This window comes from Acidovorax sp. M2(2025) (assembly GCF_049330835.1).
Taxonomy (GTDB): domain Bacteria; phylum Pseudomonadota; class Gammaproteobacteria; order Burkholderiales; family Burkholderiaceae_C; genus Acidovorax.
This window is the reverse complement of record NZ_CP186262.1, coordinates 4785480-4804282: the sequence shown is the minus strand read 5'-3', so window position 1 is coordinate 4804282 and position 18803 is coordinate 4785480. Positions and strand designations below refer to the sequence as shown.

Genomic DNA, 18803 nt, shown 5'->3' with positions numbered 1-18803 from the left:
TCATAACGTCACCATGCCCTTGCTTCCGCCGCTCCATCAGTTGGACGCCGCCCGCTTCGACACCCCCGCCATCCTGAAAAAGCTGGCCAGCAGCAGCCGCAGGCTGGCCGAACTCAAGGGCATTGCGGCTTCCATTCCCAACCAGGGCATCCTGATCAATACGCTGGGTTTGCAGGAGGCCAAGGACAGCTCGGAGATCGAAAACATCGTCACCACACACGACGAGCTGTTCAAGGACGATGTGTTGCCGGAGGCCTTCGCCAACCCGGCCGCCAAGGAGGTTCTGCGCTACCGCCAGGCGCTGCGGGTGGGGTTTGAGCAGGTGCGGGCCAGCGGACTGCTTACGGCCAACCACATCATCCAGGTCCAGGGCGAGCTGGAACGCAACAACGCCGGTTTCAGAAAGCTGCCGGGCACGGCGCTGAAAGACGGGGCAGGGCACACGGTCTACACGCCGCCGCAAGACCCGGCTGAGATCGTGGCGCTGATGCGGGACCTGGAGCGGTTCTTGAACGACCCGGATGCGCTGGCGGTGGACCCGCTGATCAAGATGGCGCTGGCACACCACCAGTTCGAGAGCATCCACCCGTTCTACGATGGCAACGGCCGCACCGGGCGCATCGTGAATGTGCTGTATCTGGTGAAAGAGGGGCTGCTGGACATTCCGGTGCTGTACCTGAGCAAGCACATCGTGCGCACCAAGGCCGACTATTACCGGCTGCTCCAATCCGTCCGCGATGAGGACAGGTGGGAGGAATGGGTGCTCTACATGCTGGAGGCTGTGGAGCAAACCGCCGCCCACACCCTGTCCACCATCCATGCCATCAAGACAGCGTTGTTTGACTACAAACACCGGATCCGGGCAGAGCACAAGTTCTACAGCCAGGACTTGATCAACAACCTGTTCACGCACCCCTACACCAAGATCGACTTCCTGCAACGCGATCTGCAGGTTTCCCGACTCACGGCCACCAAGTATCTCGATGCGTTGGCGGCTACAGGGTTCGTACAGAAGCAAAAAATCGGGCGCGGCAACTATTACGTCAACCAGGCCCTCAGCGCCATCTTGCTGGGCTCCGCCGAGGCAGGATCATGACCGCAGACCAGCGAAAACACGAAGTGCTGGGACACGAGGGAACGGCATGACCGTGGCGACGACCTCTTCCTCGGCCCCCTCCGCCCCCCGCCCCATCGACATCGCCCTGCTCGCCAGCGTCTTCGTCGTGGCCGCGTGCGGCCTGCTGTACGAGCTGGCGGCGGGGGCGCTGGCCTCCTACGTGCTGGGCGATTCGGTGCTGCAGTTCAGCACCATCATCGGCACGTACCTGTTCGCCATGGGCGTGGGCTCTTGGCTGTCGCGGTACTTCGAGCGGCAGCTGCCCGCGCACTTCCTGCGCATCGAGCTGCTGGTGGCGCTGGTGGGCGGCGCGATGCCGGCCGTGCTGTTCCTGGCCAATGCGTACGTGCCGGGCGCCTTCCGCTTCTTGCTGTACGCCATGGTGCTGGGGGTGGGCACGCTGGTGGGGCTGGAGATTCCGCTGGTCATGCGCATCCTCAAGCGCAATGTGGCGCTCAAGGACCTGGTGTCGCAGGTGCTCACGTTCGACTACCTGGGCGCGCTGGCGGTGTCGCTGGCGTTTCCGCTGCTGCTGGTGCCGCACCTGGGGCTCATCCGCACGGGGCTGGTGTTCGGGCTGATGAACGGCGCCGTGGCGCTGTGGGCGGTGTGGCTGTTCCGGCACGAGCTGCGGCGTCTGCGCGCGCATGTGCTGGCCTGCGTGCTGGTGCTGGGCGCGCTGGTGGCGGGCCTGGCGGGCGCGGAGCACATCACCACGGTGGCCGAAGACAAGTTTTACCAAGACCGTGTGGTGTTCACTGCGGCGTCGCCTTACCAGCGCATCGTGGTCACGCGCGGGCGGCTGGGGCACCGGCTGTTCTTGAACGGCAACCTGCAGTTTGCCGAGTCCGACGAGTACCGCTACCACGAGGCGCTGGTGCACCCGGCGATGGCGGCGCACGGCGCGCCCCAGCGCGTGGCCGTGCTGGGTGGCGGCGACGGCATGGCGGTGCGCGAGATCCTCAAATACCCGTCGGTCACATCGGTCACGCTGGTGGAGCTGGACCCGGCCATGACCCGCCTGTTCACCGAGAACCCCACGCTCGCGCAGCTCAACGGCCACGCGCTGAGCGACCCGCGCGTGAAGATCGTCAACACCGATGCCTTTGGCTGGCTGCAGGCGCAGCAGGAGCAAGCGGGTGCACAGCCGTATGACGTGATCGTGGTGGACTTTCCGGACCCGACGAATTTTTCCATCGGCAAGCTCTACACCAACAGTATTTACGCCCTGCTGGACAAGAACCTGTCGGCCAGCGGCTACGCCGTGGTGCAGACCACCTCGCCGCTGGTGGCGCGCCAGAGCTTCTGGACGGTGGCGCAGACGATTGAATCGGTGGGCTTGCACACGGCGCCCTACCATGCCCATGTGCCCAGCTTTGGCGAATGGGGCTACATCATCGCCAGCCACCGCCCCTGGCGCGTGCCCGAGAAGCTGCCCGAAGGACTGCGCTTTCTGGACGTGGGCTCGCTGCCGCTGCTGTTCGACTTTCCGCGCGACATGGCGCGGGTGCCGGCCGAGGTGAACCGGCTGTCGAACCAGGCGCTTGTGCACACCTACGAGCGCGAGTGGGGGCGGCACTAGGTGTCCCCCCTGAGCCGCTTCGCGGCTTCCCCCGGAGGGGGACGCACCCGGCGGCCTGGCGGAGCCAGTTCCGCGGGTGCACTGGTCTTGGGGGCGCGCCTGTATCGACGAGCCATGGACGCCATGGGGCTTCATGCCTGTGCCCGTAGACGCCAAAAACCGTTCACGCTGAGCCTGTCGAAGCGCTGCGCAAGGCTTCGACAGGCTCAGCCCGAACGGTATTGGATGATGAGCGACCGCAGATCCCGACCAGCGATACCTGATCTGACTGAACAGCACTGACGCTATCTATGCACCGCCGCCACTTCCTCGCCACCGCTGCAGCCAGGGCCGCGGCCACTGCGCTGCTGCCGGGCTGTGACGACGCCCCGCGCACATTGCAGGGCGGCTTTGCGGGCATCGACATGGAGCGTGGCCATGCGCTGCGCGACCGGCTCAAGAAGGGCGCCTGGCCCGAGCCCTCCGTGGTGCGCCGCGCGCAGGTCATCATCGCGGGCGGCGGCGTGGCGGGGCTGGCGGCGGCGCGGTCGCTGCGGCTGGCGGGGGTGGACGACTTTGCGCTGCTGGAGCTGGAAGACACGGCCGGCGGCAACAGCCGCGGCGGCGCGGTGGAGGGCATTCGCTGCCCCCTGGGCGCGCACTACCTGCCCGTGCCGGGCGACGATGCGCGCGAGGTGCAGGACCTGCTGGAAGAGCTGGGCCTGCGCCAGCGCGTGGCCGGGCGCTGGCAGTACGACGAGCGCCACCTGTGCCACAGCCCGCAGGAGCGGCTGTTCCTGCACGGCGAATGGCAGGACGGGCTGCTGCCCCTGCAGGGCGTGCCGGACACCACGGTGGCCCAGTACCGCCGTTTCAGCCAGGCGGTGGACACGGCGGCGCAGGCGGCGCGCTTTCGCATGCCCATGCTGCGAACGCTGGGCCCGGGCAAGCCGCTGGCGCCGTCGCACCTGGCGCTGGACGCGCTGCCGTTTGCGGCATGGCTGCAGCAGCAGGGCTTTGATGACGCGTACCTGCTGTGGTATCTGGACTACTGCTGCCGCGACGACTACGGCGCCGGCATGGCGCGCGTGTCGGCCTGGGCGGGCATTCACTACTTTGCCAGCCGCCATGGCTTCCATGCGCCGGGCGACGCACCGGACGAGCCGCGTGAAAGCGTGCTCACCTGGCCCGAGGGCAACGGCTGGCTCACCCAGCGACTGGCTGCACCCCTGCGGGACGATGCCCAAGGTGGCGGCCAGCTGCGCACCGCCACCAGCGTGCTGCGCATTGCCGAGGGCCGCCACGGCGTGGAAGTGGATGCCTTCAACCACGCCACCGACAGCGTGGAGCGCTGGCAGGCGCCGCGCTGCGTGGTGGCACTGCCGGTGCTGCTGGCCGCGCGCGTGGTGCAGAATCCGCCCGCTTTCCTGGCCGAGGCGGCACGGCGCCTGCACTCGGCCCCCTGGCTGGTGGCCAACCTGCACCTCGCCAGCCCCCTCACCGACCGGCCGGGCGCCGCGCCTGCCTGGGACAACGTGCTGTACGCCGACCCCAACCCCGGCGGCCTGGGCTACGTGAACGCCGGCCACCAGCGCCTGGACACGCGGGCCTCCCTGGCCGGGCCCACGGTGCTGACCTATTACCAGGCGCTGGGCGATGTGGCCGACGGCCGCCAGCAGCTGGCCACCGCCCCCTGGCAGCGTTGGGCCGACGTGGCGCTGGCCGCCCTGGCGGTGCCGCATCCCGACCTGCGCCAGCGCACCACCCGCGTGGAGATCACCCGCTACGGCCACGCCATGGCCATCCCCACGCCGGGGCTGCTGGGGTTTTTCAGTCAAATCGGCCTGCAGCGTCCGACTGTTAAGCGCAAGCAGCTATCAAATGCAGAGCGTGCGCCCTGGATTCCAACACCCGCCACCGCGCGCCTGGCGTTTGCGCACAGCGACTGGTCCGGCTATTCGGTGTTCGAGGAAGCCTTCACCCGCGGGCATGGCGCGGGCCTGGTCGCCGCCGGCTGAACCCCGCGCGGCCGCCGCCTTCCCCCACAAGGCGCTACGGCCCAGCAAAAAAAGGGCTCCCGTGGGGGAGCCCTTTTCGAGGGGAAGCATCGTGTGCTCCGGTGCGGCAAAACACTTGCCCATGGCAGCGGCACCTGCGACATGCCACCGATGTCGCCACCATGGGCAAGGCCCGCAACCGTTGCAATTACATGCTGAATTCGCCCGAAGGGATCTTGCCGGTGCGCAGGGCTTCGGCAGCCTGGGCGCGCACGGCAGCGCGGTCGGCCGTGCTCTTGTAGGTCACCACGCGGGAGCCTGCGGGCTCTTGGCTGCGGGTAGCAGCCACCGTGGCGGCTTCGGAAGCCACTTCAGCGCGGGTGCGGTTGGTCTGGAACTGCGTGGCGAATTGCGAAGCGTCGGCTTCGTCGGCCTGGGCGCCGAAGGAAGCGAAAGCGGCCACGGCAGCGATGGAGAGGATACGTGCGGTCTTGTTCATGATGGATTCCTAGTTAAGCGTCTCAGAAAAGCCGGTGCAAGAACCATTCTTGAACCGGGTTCGGTGAGTCGCCTTGCGGGTTCGGCTCATCGATGGGATGAACTGTACGCCGAGGGGGTTCAGGGAAAAACCACCTGGTCACGAACTAACTATTTCAGTTTTAGGAATAATTAAAGTGATAGGGCGGTGGCCCCGGCAAGGCAACCCGGCGCGATCGGGCGCCGCCGCTCTCTGCGCAGCCGGCACGAGGGCCCGGCACAGGCTAGGGCACAAAGGGGCGGCTGGAACAGGAGCTGTAACCGCAGACACCGTGCCGTGCTTGCCGGGGTGGAAGAAAATAGTGGTTGGGCCTGCGTCCATTGAACCCCTCCTGGGGAGCCTGTCTACGCACAGAAGCGAACCCCCATTGCCACACTTCCAACCCATGCGTTCCCCCATTGCCATCGTTGACGTAGACCGCCTGGACACCTGGACCCGCTACCGCGCGGGCCTGTGCGGCACCTGCGCGGCCAACTGCTGCACGATGCCGCTGGAGGTGCAGCTTTCCGACCTGGTGCGGCTGGGGCTGGTGGATGCGTTCGAGGCCGAGCACGAGGAGCCCCGCCACATCGCCAAGCGCCTGCAGAAGGCGCGGCTGATCGACCACTTCAACCACAAGAATGTGGTGTTCACGATGGCGCGGCGTGCTGATGGGGACTGCAACTTTCTCGACCCGAAGACGCGGCTGTGCACGGTGTACGACCAGCGGCCGGAAACCTGCCGCCTGCACCCGCAGAAGAAAAGCCCCAAGCCGGGGTATTGCGCCTACGGCGCGCGCGGGCGCTGAGCCTTCGAGTCAAAAGGTAAAAGGGCGGCGGACAGCGGTTTGCGCTGCTGTCCCACACGCGGGGCCGGTGCTGCGTGGTGTGATGCGGGGCCGTTCCATCCCCACTTCATCCATCACCCCCCAAGGAGCCACCATGTCCGAAAAGAAAGCCAGCGTTCACTGGGAAGGCGCCGGCAAGGCCGGCCAGGGCCAGGTCAGCACCGAGACCCGCGCGCTGGACAGGTACCCGTATGGCTTTGCCAGCCGCTTTGGCGACGATCGCAAGGGCACCAACCCCGAGGAGATCCTGGGCGCGGCGCATGCGGCCTGCTTCACCATGGCGTTTTCGTTTGCGGCGGACAAGCAGGGGTTCAAGACCGAGAGCGTGGACACCACGGCCAGCGTGCGCTTGTCCCAGGACGGCGACGGCTTTGTCATCGACCGCATTGCACTCACGCTGAATGCCAAGGTGCCGGGGCTGGACGAGGACGCATTCCAGAAGCTGGCGGCCGATGCCAAGGCCAACTGCCCGTTGTCGAAGGCACTGGCCGCGGTGCCCGAGATCACGCTGGCCGCGACGCTGGTGAAGTAGCCTGCGGGGGCAAGCCGTGGGAGCCTCGCACGCGCTGGCTGCCGCGGGTTGCCACCGCAGGTTGCTACAGTGCGCGCCACGCCCCAACGTCCAGGGAGACACGCCGTGGAAGACCGCCTCTCACCGCATGACACGCCGCCCCGCCACCCCCGCATCCGCGTGGGCATCGGCGGCTGGACCTTCGAGCCCTGGCGCGGCAACTTCTATCCGGTGTGCCTGGCGCACAGCAAGGAGCTGCACTACGCCAGCCGCCAGCTCACGGCCATCGAGATCAACGGCACCTACTACAGCACGTTCAAACCGCCCACCTTTGCCAAGTGGCACGGCGAGACGCCCGAGGGGTTCCTGTTCTCGCTCAAGGCCAACCGCTTCGCCACGCACCGGCGGGTGCTGGCGGAGGCGGGCGATTCGATCAAGCGGTTTGTGGAAAGCGGCATCACCGAGCTCAAGGACAAGCTCGGCCCCATCGTGTGGCAGTTCATGCCCAGCAAGGTGTTCGAGCCCGCGGATTTCGAGGCATTTCTGGCCCTGTTGCCGCCGCAGGTGGGCGGCTGCCGGCTGCGCCATGCGCTGGACGTGCGCCACCCGAGCTTTGCCACGCCGCAGTTCCTGGCCCTGGCGCGCCGCTACGGTTGCGTGCCCGTGCACACCGACTCCGAGAAGTTTCCGGCCATCGCCGACGCAGAGGCGGACTTTGCCTACCTGCGGCTGATGCGCGGCCGCAGCGAGGTGCCCACGGGCTATACCCCCGAAGCCATTGCGCAGTGGGCCGAGGGCGTGCGCGCGTGGACCCATGGCGAGCGGCCACGCGATGTGTTCGTGTACTTCATCAACGGCGCAAAAGAGCGTGCGCCCGCAGGGGCGATGGAACTGCTGCGGCAGCTGGGCCTGGGCGCGTAACCGCAGCAACAGGGCAGCCGGGCACTACGCCGTTGCGCGCTGCGCGAAGCCCTGCGGGGCCTCGCCGCCGTCGGGCACATTGCCCACCACCACGCGTTCCACCCGCGCACGCGCGGGCCCCTGGTGGGCCCAGTCGATGAGTGCTTGCACGGCCTGGTCGGGCCCCCAGGCGCAGGCTTCCACCCGGCCGTCCTCGCGGTTGCGCACCCAGCCCGTCACACCCAGGCGCTCGGCGGCCTGGACCATGGACGCGCGGTAGCCCACGCCCTGCACATGGCCGGTGATCAACAGATGGCGGGTGACGGTGGAATTCGGTGCTGCGTTCATGGGGGCACTGTAGCGCGCCTCGTAGCGTGCCTTGTGGCGTGCACGTTCCAGCGGCACACTGGCCACCACACGCCGCGCCATGACCACCCCCGCCCGCAAGGCCCTGCCCTCCATCGACCCCCAGCGCTGCACCGGCTGCGGCTGGTGCGTGGCGGTGTGCCCGCCGCATGTGCTGTCGCTGCAGGTGCAGGGCGGCGGCGCATGGGGCCCCAAGCGCTCCACGCTGCACGATGCGCCCGGCTGCACGGGGTGTGCGCTGTGCGCGGTGCGGTGCCCGTTCGATGCGATCCAGATGGTGCGGGTGGCTGCCACCGCGGCGCCGTGAGGCCGTTGCGCCGCAGGGCCCCAGAGCGGCGGGGTTGACGGCCCCCGGCCTGCATCCGGTACACTGGCCCCTTCATGCCGTACACCACCATCCCCTTCAACGCACGCGCCGCTGCCTTCCAAGGCATGGGCATGATGCCGTCTGCGTTCACGCGGGCGAACCGGGCAATGGGTGCACGAATGATTACCACCATTACCACCGCGGCCACCTGAGCACGCGCAGGTGGCCGTTTCGGCAGCCACCTGGTGATCGCTCTCTTCTCCCCAAGACGAATGCACGAAACCCAGCTCTGGCAGCTGGGTTTTTTTGTTTTCGTCAGCCGGAGAAGTCCATGTACCGCGATCCCGTCCAGTCCCTCGAAGCCCTCTCGTTGCCTGCCGCCGCAGCACCACGCCCCCTGCGCGTGGGCATGATCGGCATTGGCACCGTGGGCGCGGGCACCTTCCGGGTGCTGGCGCGCAACCAGGCCGAGATCGCGGGCCGCGCGGGCCGGGGCATCAAGATGGTGGTTGTCTGCGCCCGCAGCCTGGCCCGCGCCATGGGCGTGGTGGGCACGGACGTGGCCCTGACCAACGACCCGATGCAGGTGGCCACGCACCCCGATGTGGACGTGCTGGTGGAGGCCGCGGGCGGCACCGGCCCGGCGCGCGACTGGGTGCTGGCCGCCATCCGCGCGGGCAAGCACGTGGTCACGGCCAACAAGGCGCTGCTGGCCACGCACGGCAACGAGATCTTTGCCGCCGCGCGCCAGCACGGCGTGGCCGTGGCGTACGAGGGCGCGGTAGCGGTGAGCATCCCCATCGTGAAGGCGCTGCGCGAGGGCCTCACGGCCAACCGCATCGAATGGGTGGCCGGCATCATCAACGGCACCACCAATTTCATCCTGAGCAAGATGCGCGACGAGGGCCTGGGCTTTGCCGAGGCGCTGGCCCAGGCCCAGGCGCTGGGCTATGCCGAGGCCGATCCGACGTTTGACATCGAGGGCATCGACGCCGCGCACAAGATCACGCTGCTGGCCGCCAACGCCTTCGGCATGCCCGTGCGCTTTGCCGATGCGCAGGTGGAGGGCATCACCGCGCTGCAGGGCGTGGACGTGGCCTGCGCGGAGCAGCTGGGCTATCGCATCAAGCTGCTGGGCGTGGCCAAGCGGCGCAAGGAGGGCGACGTGGACGGCGTGGAGCTGCGCGTGCAGCCCGCGCTGGTGCCCGCCACGCACCTGCTGGCGCAGGTGAACGGCTCCATGAACGCCGTGATGGTGAAGGGTGATGCGTCGGGCGTGACGATGTACTACGGCGCGGGCGCGGGTTCGGAGCCCACCGCCTCGGCCGTGATTGCCGACCTGGTGGACATGGCGCGGCTGGACGGCACCCGCGCCGCGCAGCGCGTGCCGCACCTGGGCTTTCACGCCGGCGCGGTCAATGACGGCCTGGCCGTCCTGCCCCGCGCCGCCGTGCGCACGCGCCACTACCTGCGCGTGCCGGTGCACAGCGCGCAGCAGGTCGCGGCCGTGGGCGCATGGCTGGCGGCCCAGCAGGTGCCGGTGGCGCGCATGGAGCTGGCGTGCGAGAAGTCGGCCGGCGCCAACGCAGGCCCCCAGGTGCTGGTGCTGACCGATGCGGTCACGCAAGCCACGGTGGACTTGGCGGCGCATGCGCTGGCCGGGCACCCGGCGGTGGCGGGGCCGGTGGTGGCGCTGCGGGTGGAAACGCTGGAGGGGTGACGGGCGCAAGGCCCGTTCACGCGGAGCCTGTGGAAGCGTTGTGCAGGGCTTCGACAGGATCAGCCCGAACGGATGGGATGGGATGTGCAAGGCCGCAGCCCGTAGGTCGGGTTAGCGCAGCGTAACCCGACACCACCGCCGCGTGCCCGCCGAACGTCGGGTTGCGCCCTTGCGGGCTAATCCGACCTACCATCCGGGTAAAAACCGGCCGCAGCGCTTATTCATCAAGCGCTGGAAGCTATGGTAAAGATAGCAAAAGCGCTGGGTATCACCTCGGCACCCCCACCAGCACCGCCATGTCAGCGGCCGCGGGTGTGCCCTCTGCCAGCAAGCCTTGCACCACGCCCGCGCGGTCCGCATCGGTGCGGTTTTGGCTTACCTTCCAGATGCCCTCCCAGCGCTCCACGGCCAGCTCAATGCCCACGATGGCGCGCAGCAGCTTGTCGATGTAGTCGGGTGGCGCGTCGTCGATGCGCCAGGGCGCGGGGCGGTGCGCCTCGTGCTGCTCGCTCAGGGTGTGCAGAAGGCTGCGCAGCCGCGCCGGGTCGTCCATGGCGGCCAGGGTGCCATGGGCGTGCACGGCGGCGTAGTTCCAGGTGGGCACCTGCTTGCCATCGACGGCCTTGGACGGGTACCACGACGGCGACACATAGGCCTGCGGCCCGTGGAACACCGCCACCGCTGTTTGCGGCAGCAGTGGCCACAGGCCGTTGGCGCGGGCCACGTGGCCGATCAGCGTGCCGTGCGGGCCGCGAGCCGGGTCCAGGTACAGCGGGATGTGGTTGGCGTGCAGTGCACCGCCCTGCGCGACCACCAGCGTGGCCAGGGGCTGCGCACGCACCAGCGCGTGCAGCGTGGCGGCCTCGGTCACGTGGAACTGCCGGTTGGCGTTGGCCATGGTCAGGCACCCTCCACTTCCAGCACGGGCGCGCAGTCGATCTGCGTCTTGACCGAGTTGGCCAGAAAGCACGCGGCGTGTGCGCGGTGGTGCAGGTCGTCCAGCTGCTCGGCGCTGGGCGCGTGGGCCGCATCAAAGCGCGTCACGGGCCGCAACTGCACATGGCTGACGATGAGCTGCCCCTCGGCGTTGCGGTCCATGGTGCCCACGGCCGCGTCGGCATAGCGGTCGAGCCGAAAGCCCGCGCGGCTGGCGAAGTCCATGAACCACAGCATGTGGCAGCTCGACAGCGCGGCCACATAGGCCTCCTCGGGGTCCACGGCCGCCGCGTCGGAATACGGCAGCGGCACCACGTGGGGCGACGACGAGGCGGGCACGACGGCGCCGCCATCGAACTGCCAGGTGTGGGCGCGGTGGTAGCGCTTGTCCAGAAAGTCGTCGGTGCCACGGGTCCAGGTGATGGTGGCGGTGTGCTTGGCCATGGGGAAGGTCTTTCCAGGAAGGTCTTTCTACAATGGTTCTTCAGTCTAGGGCGGCGGTGCCGCGTCGAAGGAACCAATTCATGCCGGCAGCCAGAGCCAATAGCCAGCGAATGCGCCGCGCCCCCGCCGCGGCCCCCGGCCTGCTGCGCCAGCAGGTGTACGAGCAATTGCGCGGCGCCATCGAGCAGGGCCGCCTGCCCGCCGGCACCCGCCTGCCGCCCTCGCGCGAGCACGCGGCCAGCCTGGGCGTGGCGCGCAACACGGTGCTGTGGGCCGTGCAGCGCCTGCAGGCCGAAGGCTATGTGCAGGCGCGGGTGGGCGACGGCACCTATGTGTCGCAGGCCGTCGCGGCAGCGCCCGCCCAGGGCCTGGTGGCGCCGCCGCGCGGGCTGTCGCGGCGCGGGCAGCTCATTGCCGAGACGGCGGCGCGCTGGCGGCCGCCGCACGTGGCGGCGCGCGCGTTCCGCATCGGCGCGCCAGAGGTGGACACCTTTCCCTTTGCGCTGTGGGACCGCCTGGCGCGCCAGGCCAGCGGCCGCCAGCGCAGCGCCCGGGCGCAGTACCTGGACCCGGCCGGCGACCCCGACCTGCGCCAGGCCATCGCGCTGTGGCTGTGGGCCTCGCGCGGCATCCGCTGCGATGCCGCGCAGGTGGTGGTCTGCTCGGGCTCGCAGCAGGGCATCGACCTGATCGCGCGGCTGCTGCTGGACGCGGGCGACGAGGTGCTGGTGGAAGACCCGGGCTACCCCGGCATCCGCGCCAGCCTGCTGGGCCAAGGCGCGCTGGCCCGGCCCGTGGCGCTGGATGCGCAGGGCCTGTGCATTGGCGAAGGCGCGGCGCAATGGCCCGGCGCGCGCATGGCCGTGGTCACGCCCACGCACCAGTTCCCCACGGGCGTGGGCATGGGGCTGGCGCGGCGCCAGGCCCTGCTGCAGTGGGCGCGCACGCACGACGCCTGGGTGGTGGAAGACGACTACGACGGCGAGTTCCAGTACGGCGGCGCCGCCCAGCGCGTGCCCGCGCTGTGCAGCCTGCCGGGCTCGGAGCGCGTGCTGTACGTGGGCACCTTCAGCAAGACGCTGCACCCGGGCTTGCGGCTGGGCTTCGTGGTCGTGCCGCCGGCGCTGGTGCAGGCCTTTGCCATGGCCCGCGCCATCACCGACCGGCATGCGCCGGGGGACTCGCAGGCGGTGCTCGCGCGCTTCATTGCCGAAGGTCACCTGCTGCGCCACCTGCGCCAGATGCGCGAGCTGTACCAGGCGCGCCAGCAGGTGCTCATCGACGCGCTGGCCGACGCGAGCGACGGCGCGTGGCGCCTGCAGCCCAGCGACCGCGGCATGCACCTGCTGCACGAGGTGGCGCCGGGCTGCGACGACGAGTCCCTCAGCCGCAGCGCCCAGGCGGCGGGCGTGATGCTCGCGCCGCTGTCGCGCTACGCCATCCAGTCGTCCCGGCGGGGGTGGCTGCTGGGGTATGCAGGGTATGGCGCGCAGGAGATCCGCGCTGCGGCGCGGGTGGTGGGGGCGCTGGCGCGGCGCGAGGGCGCCGGATAGGGCCGCCTTCGCTCAGCGGACGGCCGCCTGCGCGGTGGCCACGGGGGCAAGCGCCGCATCGGCAGGGGCCGCCGCCGGCACGCTGCGCCACCAGTGGCGCGACAGCGCGGGCGCGCGCACATCAATGCGCTCGCCCATGACGGGCGCCACCAGCGGCACCTGGGCCGCGGCGGCCAGGGCGGTGATGCGCTCGAACGGCTCCGTCCAGGGGTGCAGCGACAGGTCGAAGGTGCCGTTGTGGATCGGGAAGAGGTGGCGGCCCTGTACGTCCCGGTGGGCCTGCAGGCTCTCTTCGGGGTGCATGTGGATGTCCGGCCAGTCGGCGTTGTAGGCGCCGGTTTCGATCAGCGTCAGGTCGAACGGGCCATAGCGCTCGCCAATGGCCTTGAAGCCGTCGAAATAGCCCGTGTCGCCGCTGAAGAAGATGCGCGTCTGCTCCGCGCCGTGGCCTGCGATCAGCACCCAGGAGGCCCACAGCGTGCTGTTGCCGTCGCGCAGGCTGCGCCCCGAGAAGTGCTGCGCCGGCGTAGCCACCAGCTGCAGCCCGGCGAGGGTGGTGCCCTGCCACCAGTCGAACTGCTGCACCTTGGCCGCCGGCACGCCCCAGCCGATGAGGCGGTCGCCCACGCCCAGCGGCGTGATGAAGTGCTCCACCTTGGGCGCGAGCTTCTGGATGGCGGCGTAGTCCAGGTGGTCGTAGTGGTCGTGCGACAGGATCACGCCGGTGATGGGCGGTAGCTCGTCGATGGTGATGGGCGGCGCATGGAAGCGCTTGGGCCCCAGGAACTGGAAGGGCGAGGCGCGCTCGGAAAACACCGGGTCGGTCAGCCAGAACCCGCCGTTGATCTTGAACAGCAGCGTGGAATGCCCCAGGCGCCACAGGCTCAGGTCGGGCGCGGCCAGCAGGTCCGAACGCATCACGGGGTACACCGGCACGGGCTCGCGGGGCACCGAATCGTCGGGCTTGCCGGTGGCAAAGCGCCACATGACCTGCAGCGTCTTGAGGGTGCCCAGCGTGTGGCGGGGTGCCGCATTGCGGAACTTGCCGCCCGCGAACTGGGGCGACTGTTCATGGGCGGGCACCGGCTGGGCGGCGCTGGAGAAAAAGCTGTAGGCCATGGCGATCAGTAGAACAGTGGCGGCACCCAGTGCCGGGAGCAGGCGGTGGCGTGCAGAGGCAAAAAGGGGCACCGGATCTGCGATTTGAAAATTACACTGCACAGTGTAGTTCACTTTTCAAAAAAGTAAACTGCTGGGTGTAAAATTTGCCCATGACCGCCCCCCCGCCCGCAGCCCCCCGCCTGACCGACCGCAAGCGCGACGCCATCGTGCAGGCCGCCATCGGCGAGTTCCGCGAGCACGGCTTCAACGGCACCAGCATGGACCGCGTGGCCGCGGCGGCCGACGTCTCCAAGCGCACGGTGTACAACCACTTCCCCAGCAAGGAGGAGCTGTTCGAGGCCATCCTGCTGCTGATGTGGGAGCGCAGCCAGTCGCCCGACGAGCTGGCCTACGCCCCCGCGCGCCCGCTGCGCGACCAGCTGCTGGAGCTGCTGGCGCAAAAGATGCGCCTGCTCAACGACGCCAGCTTCATCGACCTGAGCCGCGTGGCCATGGCCGACATGATGCACACGCCCGAGCGTGCGCGCGGCATCACGGCCAAGCTCTCTGCCAAGGAAGAAGGCCTGCCGCGCTGGCTGCGCGCCGCCCAGCAGGACGGCCGCCTGCGTGCCGCGATGGACGTGCCCTATGCCGCGCAGCAGCTGCAGGGCATGGTCAAGGCCTTTGCGTTCTGGCCCCAGCTGGCCATGGGCCAGCCACCTTTGAGCGCAGCGCAGCAGCAGCAAGTGCTGGGCGACGCGGTGGACATGTTCCTGGGGTTTTATGCGGTGCGCGCGGCCAAGGCGAAAGCGAAGGCGCCAGGCACTTCCAGGACACCGGCCCCATCCCCGCGCACGGGCCACGCGCCGCCCCGGCGCCCCACCGCGAAGCGCTGACGGATAGCGCCCGGCGTGCGCCTCCTTCCGCACCAGTCGCGCCCGCCGCGCGCGGCGGCTGCCTCCCTCTCATTTTTTTCTCCTGAATCACCATGCCCACCGCCCCCTACCTGGACACCCACCCCACGCTGGACACCGGCGTCTACCTCCACGAATCCGCCCAGGTCATCGGCGACGTCACCCTGGGCCGCGACAGCTCGGTGTGGTGCAACGCCGTGCTGCGCGGCGATGTGAACCGCATCACCGTGGGCGTGTGCAGCAACGTGCAGGACCTGGCCATGGGCCACGTCTCGCACCGCAACGCGGCCAAGCCCGAGGGCTCGCCGCTCGTCATCGGCGACTACGTCACGGTGGGCCATTCGGTCATCCTGCACGGCTGCCGCATCGGCAACGAATGCCTCATCGGCATGGGCTCCATCGTGATGGACGACGCCGTCATCGAAGACCGCGTGATGCTGGGCGCCGGCAGCCTGGTGCCGCCGGGCAAGGTGCTGGAAAGCGGCCATCTCTACATCGGCCGCCCCGCCGTGCGCCAGCGCGCGCTGACTGAGGCGGAGATCGCGTACCTGAAGTACTCGGCTGAGCACTATGTGCGGGTGAAGAACAACTACCTGGCGGGCGCACCGCACGCCGCCGCCGTGCCGCCTGCGCCACTTGCCAGCAAGGGATAAGGCGGCGCCGGGATAATTGCGGGCCCCACGATCCCTGCGGCGGCACCGCATCGCCCACTGCCTGCCTTCCTCACATGTCCGCCGTCGCTTCCTACCTTCCCTCGCAACGCGTGCTCTCCGTCGTCCCCCCGATGACGCAGCTGAACACGCCGTACCCCTCCACCGCCTACCTCACCGGCTTCCTGCGCTCTCGCGGGGTGGAGGCGGTGCAGGAGGACCTGGCGCTGGCGCTGGTGCTGCGGCTGCTGTCGCCCGAGGGGCTGCGCGCCGTGGCCGCGCGGGTGGATGCGTTGCCGCCCCAGCAGCGCAGCCCCGCCGTGCAGTCGTTTGTGGCCCAGCAGGACCGCTACCTCGCCACCATCGGCCCGGCCATTGCCTTCCTGCAGGGGCGCGACAGCACGCTGGCGCACCGCATCGTGGGCCGTCACTACCTGCCCGAGGGGCCGCGCTTTGCCTCGCTGGACGTGTATGTCGATGACGAAGGCGGCGATCCGCTGGGCTGGGCGTTTGGCGCCCTGGGCCTGACGGACAAGGCCAAGCACCTGGCCACGCTGTACCTGAACGACCTGGCCGACGTGCTGCGCGACGCGGTGGACGAACGCTTCGAGTTCGTGCGCTATGCCGAATCGCTGGCGGGCAGCCAGCCCACCTTCGACCCGCTGGCCCAGGCGCTCGCTGCCCCTCCGACGCTGGTGGACGAACTGCTGGAGCAGCTCACGCACGAAGCCATCGCGCGCCACCAGCCCACGGTGGTGCTGCTCTCGGTACCGTTCCCCGGGTCGGTGTACGCGGCCTTTCGCATCGCGCAGGCCATCAAGGCGCGGCACCCGCACATCACCACCGTGCTGGGCGGCGGGTTTGTGAACACCGAGCTGCGCGAGCTGGCCGAGCCGCGCGTGTTCGACCACTTTGACTACGTGACGCTGGACGCCGGCGAGCGCCCGCTGTTGGCGCTGCTGGAGCACCTGCGCGGCGAGCGCGGCCGCCAGCGGCTGGTGCGCACCTTCGTGCGCGGCGACGATGGTGCGGTGCAGTACCTCAACATGATGGAAGCCGACATCGCCTTCGCCGAGGTGGGCACACCCACCTGGGACGGACTGCCGCTGGACCGCTACCTGTCGCTGCTGGACATGCTCAACCCCATGCACCGCCTGTGGAGCGACGGGCGCTGGAATAAGCTGACGGTGGCGCACGGCTGCTACTGGAAGAAGTGCAGCTTCTGCGACGTGAGCCTGGACTACATCAGCCGCTACGAGGGCGCGAGCGCTGGCGTGCTGGCCGACCGCATCGAAGCGATCGTGCGCGAGACGGGCCAGACCGGCTTTCACTTTGTGGACGAGGCCGCGCCGCCCAAGGCGCTCAAGGCGCTGGCCGCCGAGCTGATCGCGCGCGGCACCGGCATCAGCTGGTGGGGCAACGTGCGGTTTGAAAAAACCTTCACCCCCGACCTGGCCGAGTTGCTGGCCGACAGCGGCTGCATCGCCATCTCGGGCGGGCTGGAGGTCGCATCGGACCGGCTGCTGAACCTCATGAAAAAAGGCGTCTCGGTGGACCAGGTGGCCCGCGTGACCAAGGCGTTTGCGGACGCGGGCATCCTGGTGCATGCGTACCTGATGTACGGCTTTCCCACGCAGACGGTGCAGGACACGGTGGACGCGCTGGAGTACGTGCGCCAGCTGTTTGCCAACGGCTGCATCCAGAGCGGGTTCTTCCACCGCTTTGCCTGCACCGTGCATTCGCCGGTCGGAAAGAACCCCGAGGAATACGGCGTGACCCTGGCGCCCCTGCCGCCCGGCGCCTTCGCCAAGAACGACGTGGCCTTCATCGACCCCACGGGCGTGGACCACGACGCGCTGGGCGCGGGCCTGAAGAAGGCCATCTACAACTACATGCACGGCATCGGGCTGGAGGAAGACGTGCGCATGTGGTTCCCCTTCAAGGTACCCAAGACCACCGTGCGGCGGGACCGCATCGAGCGGGCGCTGCGGGAGCGCGGGTAGGCGGCCCACGCGCCCCGCTGGCGCCCGTGCCTCAGCCGCGCCGGCGCAGCCCCCACGCGCCGGCCGACGCCACCGCGCACAGCCCGGCCACGCCCAGCCAGCCGCCGTGGGCCAGTGCCTGGCTGCCCAGGGCAGATCCCAGCGCCATGCCGATGAACATGCCCGTCAGCAGCAGGGCATTCAGGCGGCTGCGGGCGGCGGGCTCCAGCCGGTAGACCAGCGTCTGGTGGCCCACCAGCGCCACCTGCACGCCAAGGTCGAACGCCACGGTCACCGCCACCATCAGGGCCAGCTGCCAGGCCGCGGGCAGCAGCTCGCCGCCCGCCAGCAGGGCGAACGAGGCCGCCACAATCGCCGCACCCCAGCGCACCACGCGCAGCGGGCCGTAGCGGTCGGACCAGCGGCCCGCCCACGGGGCGCCCAGCGCACCCACCACGCCCGCCAGGCCAAAGGCGCCCGCCACCGCGCTGCCCAGGCCGAAGCGCTGCTGCAGCACGATAGCCAGCGTGGACCAGAACGCGCTGAACGCGATGGACAGCAGGCCCTGCGTCCACACCGCGCGGCGCAGTTCGCCATGCGTGCGCCACAGCGAGCCCAGCGACGCCAGCAGCGCCCCGTAGCCCAGCGACGTGACGGGCGCCATGCGCGGCAGGCCGCGTGCGCACACCCCGCCGATGGCCAGCACCAGCACCGCACCCACGCCGTACACCGCGCGCCAGCCGGCCCATTGGCCCAGCAGGCCGCTGAACACGCGCGACAGCAAGATGCCCAGCAGCAGCCCGGTCATCACCTGGCCCACCACCCGGCCCCGCTGCGCATCGGGCGCCAGCGTGGCGGCGGCGGGCACGATGTCCTGCGCCAGCGTGGCCAGCACGCCGGCCACCAGGGCGGCAGCCCACAGCGCATGCACGTCGGGCGCCAGCGCGCACCAGGCCAGCGCCAGGGCCAGGCCCACGGCCTTGGCGCCGATCAGCAGGCGGCGGTCCCACCGGTCGCCCAGCGGCGCCAGCAGCAGGATGCCCAGCGCATACCCCAGCTGCGTGAGCGTGGGCACGGCTCCCACCACCGTGGGGGTGCTGCCGAGGCTGGTGGCCATCAAGCCCAGCAGCGGCTGGCTGAAGTACAGCGTGGCGGCGCCCAGGCCGGCGCCGGTGGCCAGCAGCCACACCAGCGCGGGCGCCAGGGCCCCCGCAGCGGTGGGGGTGGCTGCCGGCGGCGAAGACGCTGGCGCAACAGAAACGGAAGGAGAGGGGGCGGAAACAGACATGGCAGCAGGCGAACCGGGTTCGCGGTGAAAGGACGATGCGTGATTCTCGAAACGTATAACAATCCAGGGTAGATGGCTTCATTGCACATTTG

General features: G+C 69.5%; 19 protein-coding genes. 13 read left to right on the top strand and 6 right to left on the bottom strand.

The window, feature by feature from the left end:
* The first annotated feature begins 13 nt into the window (after nt 1-13).
* The 3 genes from ACOYR3_RS22080 to ACOYR3_RS22070 all read left to right on the top strand — a co-directional run bounded on the left by ACOYR3_RS22080 (nt 14) and on the right by ACOYR3_RS22070 (nt 4696).
* Nucleotides 14-1096, top strand: a complete 1083-nt coding sequence (locus ACOYR3_RS22080) for a Fic family protein (protein ID WP_422844441.1) — start codon at nt 14-16, stop codon at nt 1094-1096.
* Nucleotides 1097-1142: 46 nt separating this feature from the next.
* A complete protein-coding gene (locus ACOYR3_RS22075; protein WP_422844440.1) occupies nt 1143-2699 on the top strand; it encodes a polyamine aminopropyltransferase in 1557 nt (518 codons plus the stop codon).
* 290 nt (nt 2700-2989) lie between these two features.
* Nucleotides 2990-4696, top strand: a complete 1707-nt coding sequence (locus tag ACOYR3_RS22070; protein WP_422844439.1) for an FAD-dependent oxidoreductase — start codon at nt 2990-2992, stop codon at nt 4694-4696.
* Between the two features lie 187 nt (nt 4697-4883).
* On the opposite strand, the gene ACOYR3_RS22065 is transcribed toward ACOYR3_RS22070, so the two are convergent.
* Nucleotides 4884-5174, bottom strand: coding sequence for a DUF4148 domain-containing protein (locus tag ACOYR3_RS22065; RefSeq protein WP_422844438.1), 291 nt, complete (start codon nt 5172-5174; stop codon nt 4884-4886).
* Between the two features lie 424 nt (nt 5175-5598).
* Between ACOYR3_RS22065 and ACOYR3_RS22060 the strand changes: the two genes are divergently transcribed.
* The 3 genes from ACOYR3_RS22060 (at nt 5599) to ACOYR3_RS22050 (ending at nt 7471) form a co-directional block, all read left to right on the top strand.
* Complete coding sequence (locus ACOYR3_RS22060; RefSeq protein WP_422844437.1) at nt 5599-6000, top strand: YkgJ family cysteine cluster protein; 402 nt, start codon at nt 5599-5601, stop codon at nt 5998-6000.
* Nucleotides 6001-6133: 133 nt separating this feature from the next.
* Nucleotides 6134-6571 (top strand): OsmC family protein, encoded by a 438-nt coding sequence (locus tag ACOYR3_RS22055; protein ID WP_422844436.1) that lies wholly within the window; start codon nt 6134-6136, stop codon nt 6569-6571.
* 105 nt (nt 6572-6676) lie between these two features.
* Nucleotides 6677-7471, top strand: a complete 795-nt coding sequence (locus tag ACOYR3_RS22050) for a DUF72 domain-containing protein (RefSeq protein ID WP_422844435.1) — start codon at nt 6677-6679, stop codon at nt 7469-7471.
* Nucleotides 7472-7495: 24 nt separating this feature from the next.
* Here the strand turns inward: ACOYR3_RS22050 and ACOYR3_RS22045 are convergent, their stop codons facing one another.
* Nucleotides 7496-7798 (bottom strand): acylphosphatase, encoded by a 303-nt coding sequence (locus ACOYR3_RS22045; protein ID WP_422844434.1) that lies wholly within the window; start codon nt 7796-7798, stop codon nt 7496-7498.
* A gap of 79 nt (nt 7799-7877) precedes the next feature.
* On the opposite strand from ACOYR3_RS22045, the gene ACOYR3_RS22040 reads away from it, so the two are divergent.
* From ACOYR3_RS22040 to ACOYR3_RS22030, 3 genes are all read left to right on the top strand, one after another.
* The gene (locus ACOYR3_RS22040; protein WP_422844433.1) at nt 7878-8123 is read left to right on the top strand and encodes an ATP-binding protein; all 246 of its coding nucleotides are present in this window, start codon (nt 7878-7880) and stop codon (nt 8121-8123) included.
* Between the two features lie 74 nt (nt 8124-8197).
* Nucleotides 8198-8335, top strand: a complete 138-nt coding sequence (locus ACOYR3_RS22035) for a hypothetical protein (RefSeq protein WP_422844432.1) — start codon at nt 8198-8200, stop codon at nt 8333-8335.
* A gap of 119 nt (nt 8336-8454) precedes the next feature.
* On the top strand, nt 8455-9843 hold the full coding sequence (locus ACOYR3_RS22030) for a homoserine dehydrogenase (RefSeq protein WP_422844431.1): 1389 nt from the start codon (nt 8455-8457) through the stop codon (nt 9841-9843).
* A 268-nt stretch (nt 9844-10111) separates the two neighbouring features.
* On the opposite strand, the gene ACOYR3_RS22025 is transcribed toward ACOYR3_RS22030, so the two are convergent.
* Together ACOYR3_RS22025 and ACOYR3_RS22020 are read right to left on the bottom strand one after the other, a co-directional pair.
* Complete coding sequence (locus ACOYR3_RS22025; RefSeq protein WP_422844430.1) at nt 10112-10741, bottom strand: FMN-binding negative transcriptional regulator; 630 nt, start codon at nt 10739-10741, stop codon at nt 10112-10114.
* Nucleotides 10742-10743: 2 nt separating this feature from the next.
* The gene (locus ACOYR3_RS22020; RefSeq protein WP_422844429.1) at nt 10744-11223 is read right to left on the bottom strand and encodes an OsmC family protein; all 480 of its coding nucleotides are present in this window, start codon (nt 11221-11223) and stop codon (nt 10744-10746) included.
* 80 nt (nt 11224-11303) lie between these two features.
* Between ACOYR3_RS22020 and ACOYR3_RS22015 the strand changes: the two genes are divergently transcribed.
* Complete coding sequence (locus tag ACOYR3_RS22015) at nt 11304-12776, top strand: PLP-dependent aminotransferase family protein (protein WP_422844428.1); 1473 nt, start codon at nt 11304-11306, stop codon at nt 12774-12776.
* Between the two features lie 12 nt (nt 12777-12788).
* Here the strand turns inward: ACOYR3_RS22015 and ACOYR3_RS22010 are convergent, their stop codons facing one another.
* Nucleotides 12789-13895 carry an MBL fold metallo-hydrolase gene (locus ACOYR3_RS22010; protein WP_422844427.1) on the bottom strand — a complete coding sequence of 369 codons (1107 nt, stop codon included), beginning with the start codon at nt 13893-13895 and terminating at the stop codon, nt 12789-12791.
* Between the two features lie 152 nt (nt 13896-14047).
* Between ACOYR3_RS22010 and ACOYR3_RS22005 the strand changes: the two genes are divergently transcribed.
* The 3 genes from ACOYR3_RS22005 (at nt 14048) to ACOYR3_RS21995 (ending at nt 17444) form a co-directional block, all read left to right on the top strand.
* A complete protein-coding gene (locus ACOYR3_RS22005; RefSeq protein WP_422844426.1) occupies nt 14048-14773 on the top strand; it encodes a TetR/AcrR family transcriptional regulator in 726 nt (241 codons plus the stop codon).
* Nucleotides 14774-14865: 92 nt separating this feature from the next.
* Nucleotides 14866-15444, top strand: coding sequence for a gamma carbonic anhydrase family protein (locus ACOYR3_RS22000; RefSeq protein ID WP_422844425.1), 579 nt, complete (start codon nt 14866-14868; stop codon nt 15442-15444).
* 131 nt (nt 15445-15575) lie between these two features.
* Nucleotides 15576-17444, top strand: coding sequence for a B12-binding domain-containing radical SAM protein (locus ACOYR3_RS21995; protein ID WP_422846639.1), 1869 nt, complete (start codon nt 15576-15578; stop codon nt 17442-17444).
* Nucleotides 17445-17475: 31 nt separating this feature from the next.
* On the opposite strand, the gene ACOYR3_RS21990 is transcribed toward ACOYR3_RS21995, so the two are convergent.
* On the bottom strand, nt 17476-18711 hold the full coding sequence (locus ACOYR3_RS21990) for an MFS transporter (RefSeq protein ID WP_422844424.1): 1236 nt from the start codon (nt 18709-18711) through the stop codon (nt 17476-17478).
* Nucleotides 18712-18803: the final 92 nt, after the last annotated feature.

Excerpts from the sequence above, each read along its gene's own strand:
- ACOYR3_RS22080 (WP_422844441.1), top strand. The coding sequence starts at position 14 with ATGCCCTTGCTTCCGCCGCTCCATCAGTTGGACGCCGCCCGCTTCGAC.
- ACOYR3_RS22075 (WP_422844440.1), top strand. The coding sequence starts at position 1,143 with ATGACCGTGGCGACGACCTCTTCCTCGGCCCCCTCCGCCCCCCGCCCC.
- ACOYR3_RS22070 (WP_422844439.1), top strand. The coding sequence starts at position 2,990 with ATGCACCGCCGCCACTTCCTCGCCACCGCTGCAGCCAGGGCCGCGGCC.
- ACOYR3_RS22065 (WP_422844438.1), bottom strand. The coding sequence starts at position 5,174 with ATGAACAAGACCGCACGTATCCTCTCCATCGCTGCCGTGGCCGCTTTC.
- ACOYR3_RS22060 (WP_422844437.1), top strand. The coding sequence starts at position 5,599 with ATGCGTTCCCCCATTGCCATCGTTGACGTAGACCGCCTGGACACCTGG.
- ACOYR3_RS22055 (WP_422844436.1), top strand. The coding sequence starts at position 6,134 with ATGTCCGAAAAGAAAGCCAGCGTTCACTGGGAAGGCGCCGGCAAGGCC.
- ACOYR3_RS22045 (WP_422844434.1), bottom strand. The coding sequence starts at position 7,798 with ATGAACGCAGCACCGAATTCCACCGTCACCCGCCATCTGTTGATCACC.
- ACOYR3_RS22040 (WP_422844433.1), top strand. The coding sequence starts at position 7,878 with ATGACCACCCCCGCCCGCAAGGCCCTGCCCTCCATCGACCCCCAGCGC.
- ACOYR3_RS22035 (WP_422844432.1), top strand. The coding sequence starts at position 8,198 with ATGCCGTACACCACCATCCCCTTCAACGCACGCGCCGCTGCCTTCCAA.
- ACOYR3_RS22030 (WP_422844431.1), top strand. The coding sequence starts at position 8,455 with ATGTACCGCGATCCCGTCCAGTCCCTCGAAGCCCTCTCGTTGCCTGCC.
- ACOYR3_RS22025 (WP_422844430.1), bottom strand. The coding sequence starts at position 10,741 with ATGGCCAACGCCAACCGGCAGTTCCACGTGACCGAGGCCGCCACGCTG.
- ACOYR3_RS22020 (WP_422844429.1), bottom strand. The coding sequence starts at position 11,223 with ATGGCCAAGCACACCGCCACCATCACCTGGACCCGTGGCACCGACGAC.
- ACOYR3_RS22015 (WP_422844428.1), top strand. The coding sequence starts at position 11,304 with ATGCCGGCAGCCAGAGCCAATAGCCAGCGAATGCGCCGCGCCCCCGCC.
- ACOYR3_RS22010 (WP_422844427.1), bottom strand. The coding sequence starts at position 13,895 with ATGGCCTACAGCTTTTTCTCCAGCGCCGCCCAGCCGGTGCCCGCCCAT.
- ACOYR3_RS22005 (WP_422844426.1), top strand. The coding sequence starts at position 14,048 with ATGACCGCCCCCCCGCCCGCAGCCCCCCGCCTGACCGACCGCAAGCGC.
- ACOYR3_RS22000 (WP_422844425.1), top strand. The coding sequence starts at position 14,866 with ATGCCCACCGCCCCCTACCTGGACACCCACCCCACGCTGGACACCGGC.
- ACOYR3_RS21995 (WP_422846639.1), top strand. The coding sequence starts at position 15,576 with ATGACGCAGCTGAACACGCCGTACCCCTCCACCGCCTACCTCACCGGC.
- ACOYR3_RS21990 (WP_422844424.1), bottom strand. The coding sequence starts at position 18,711 with ATGTCTGTTTCCGCCCCCTCTCCTTCCGTTTCTGTTGCGCCAGCGTCT.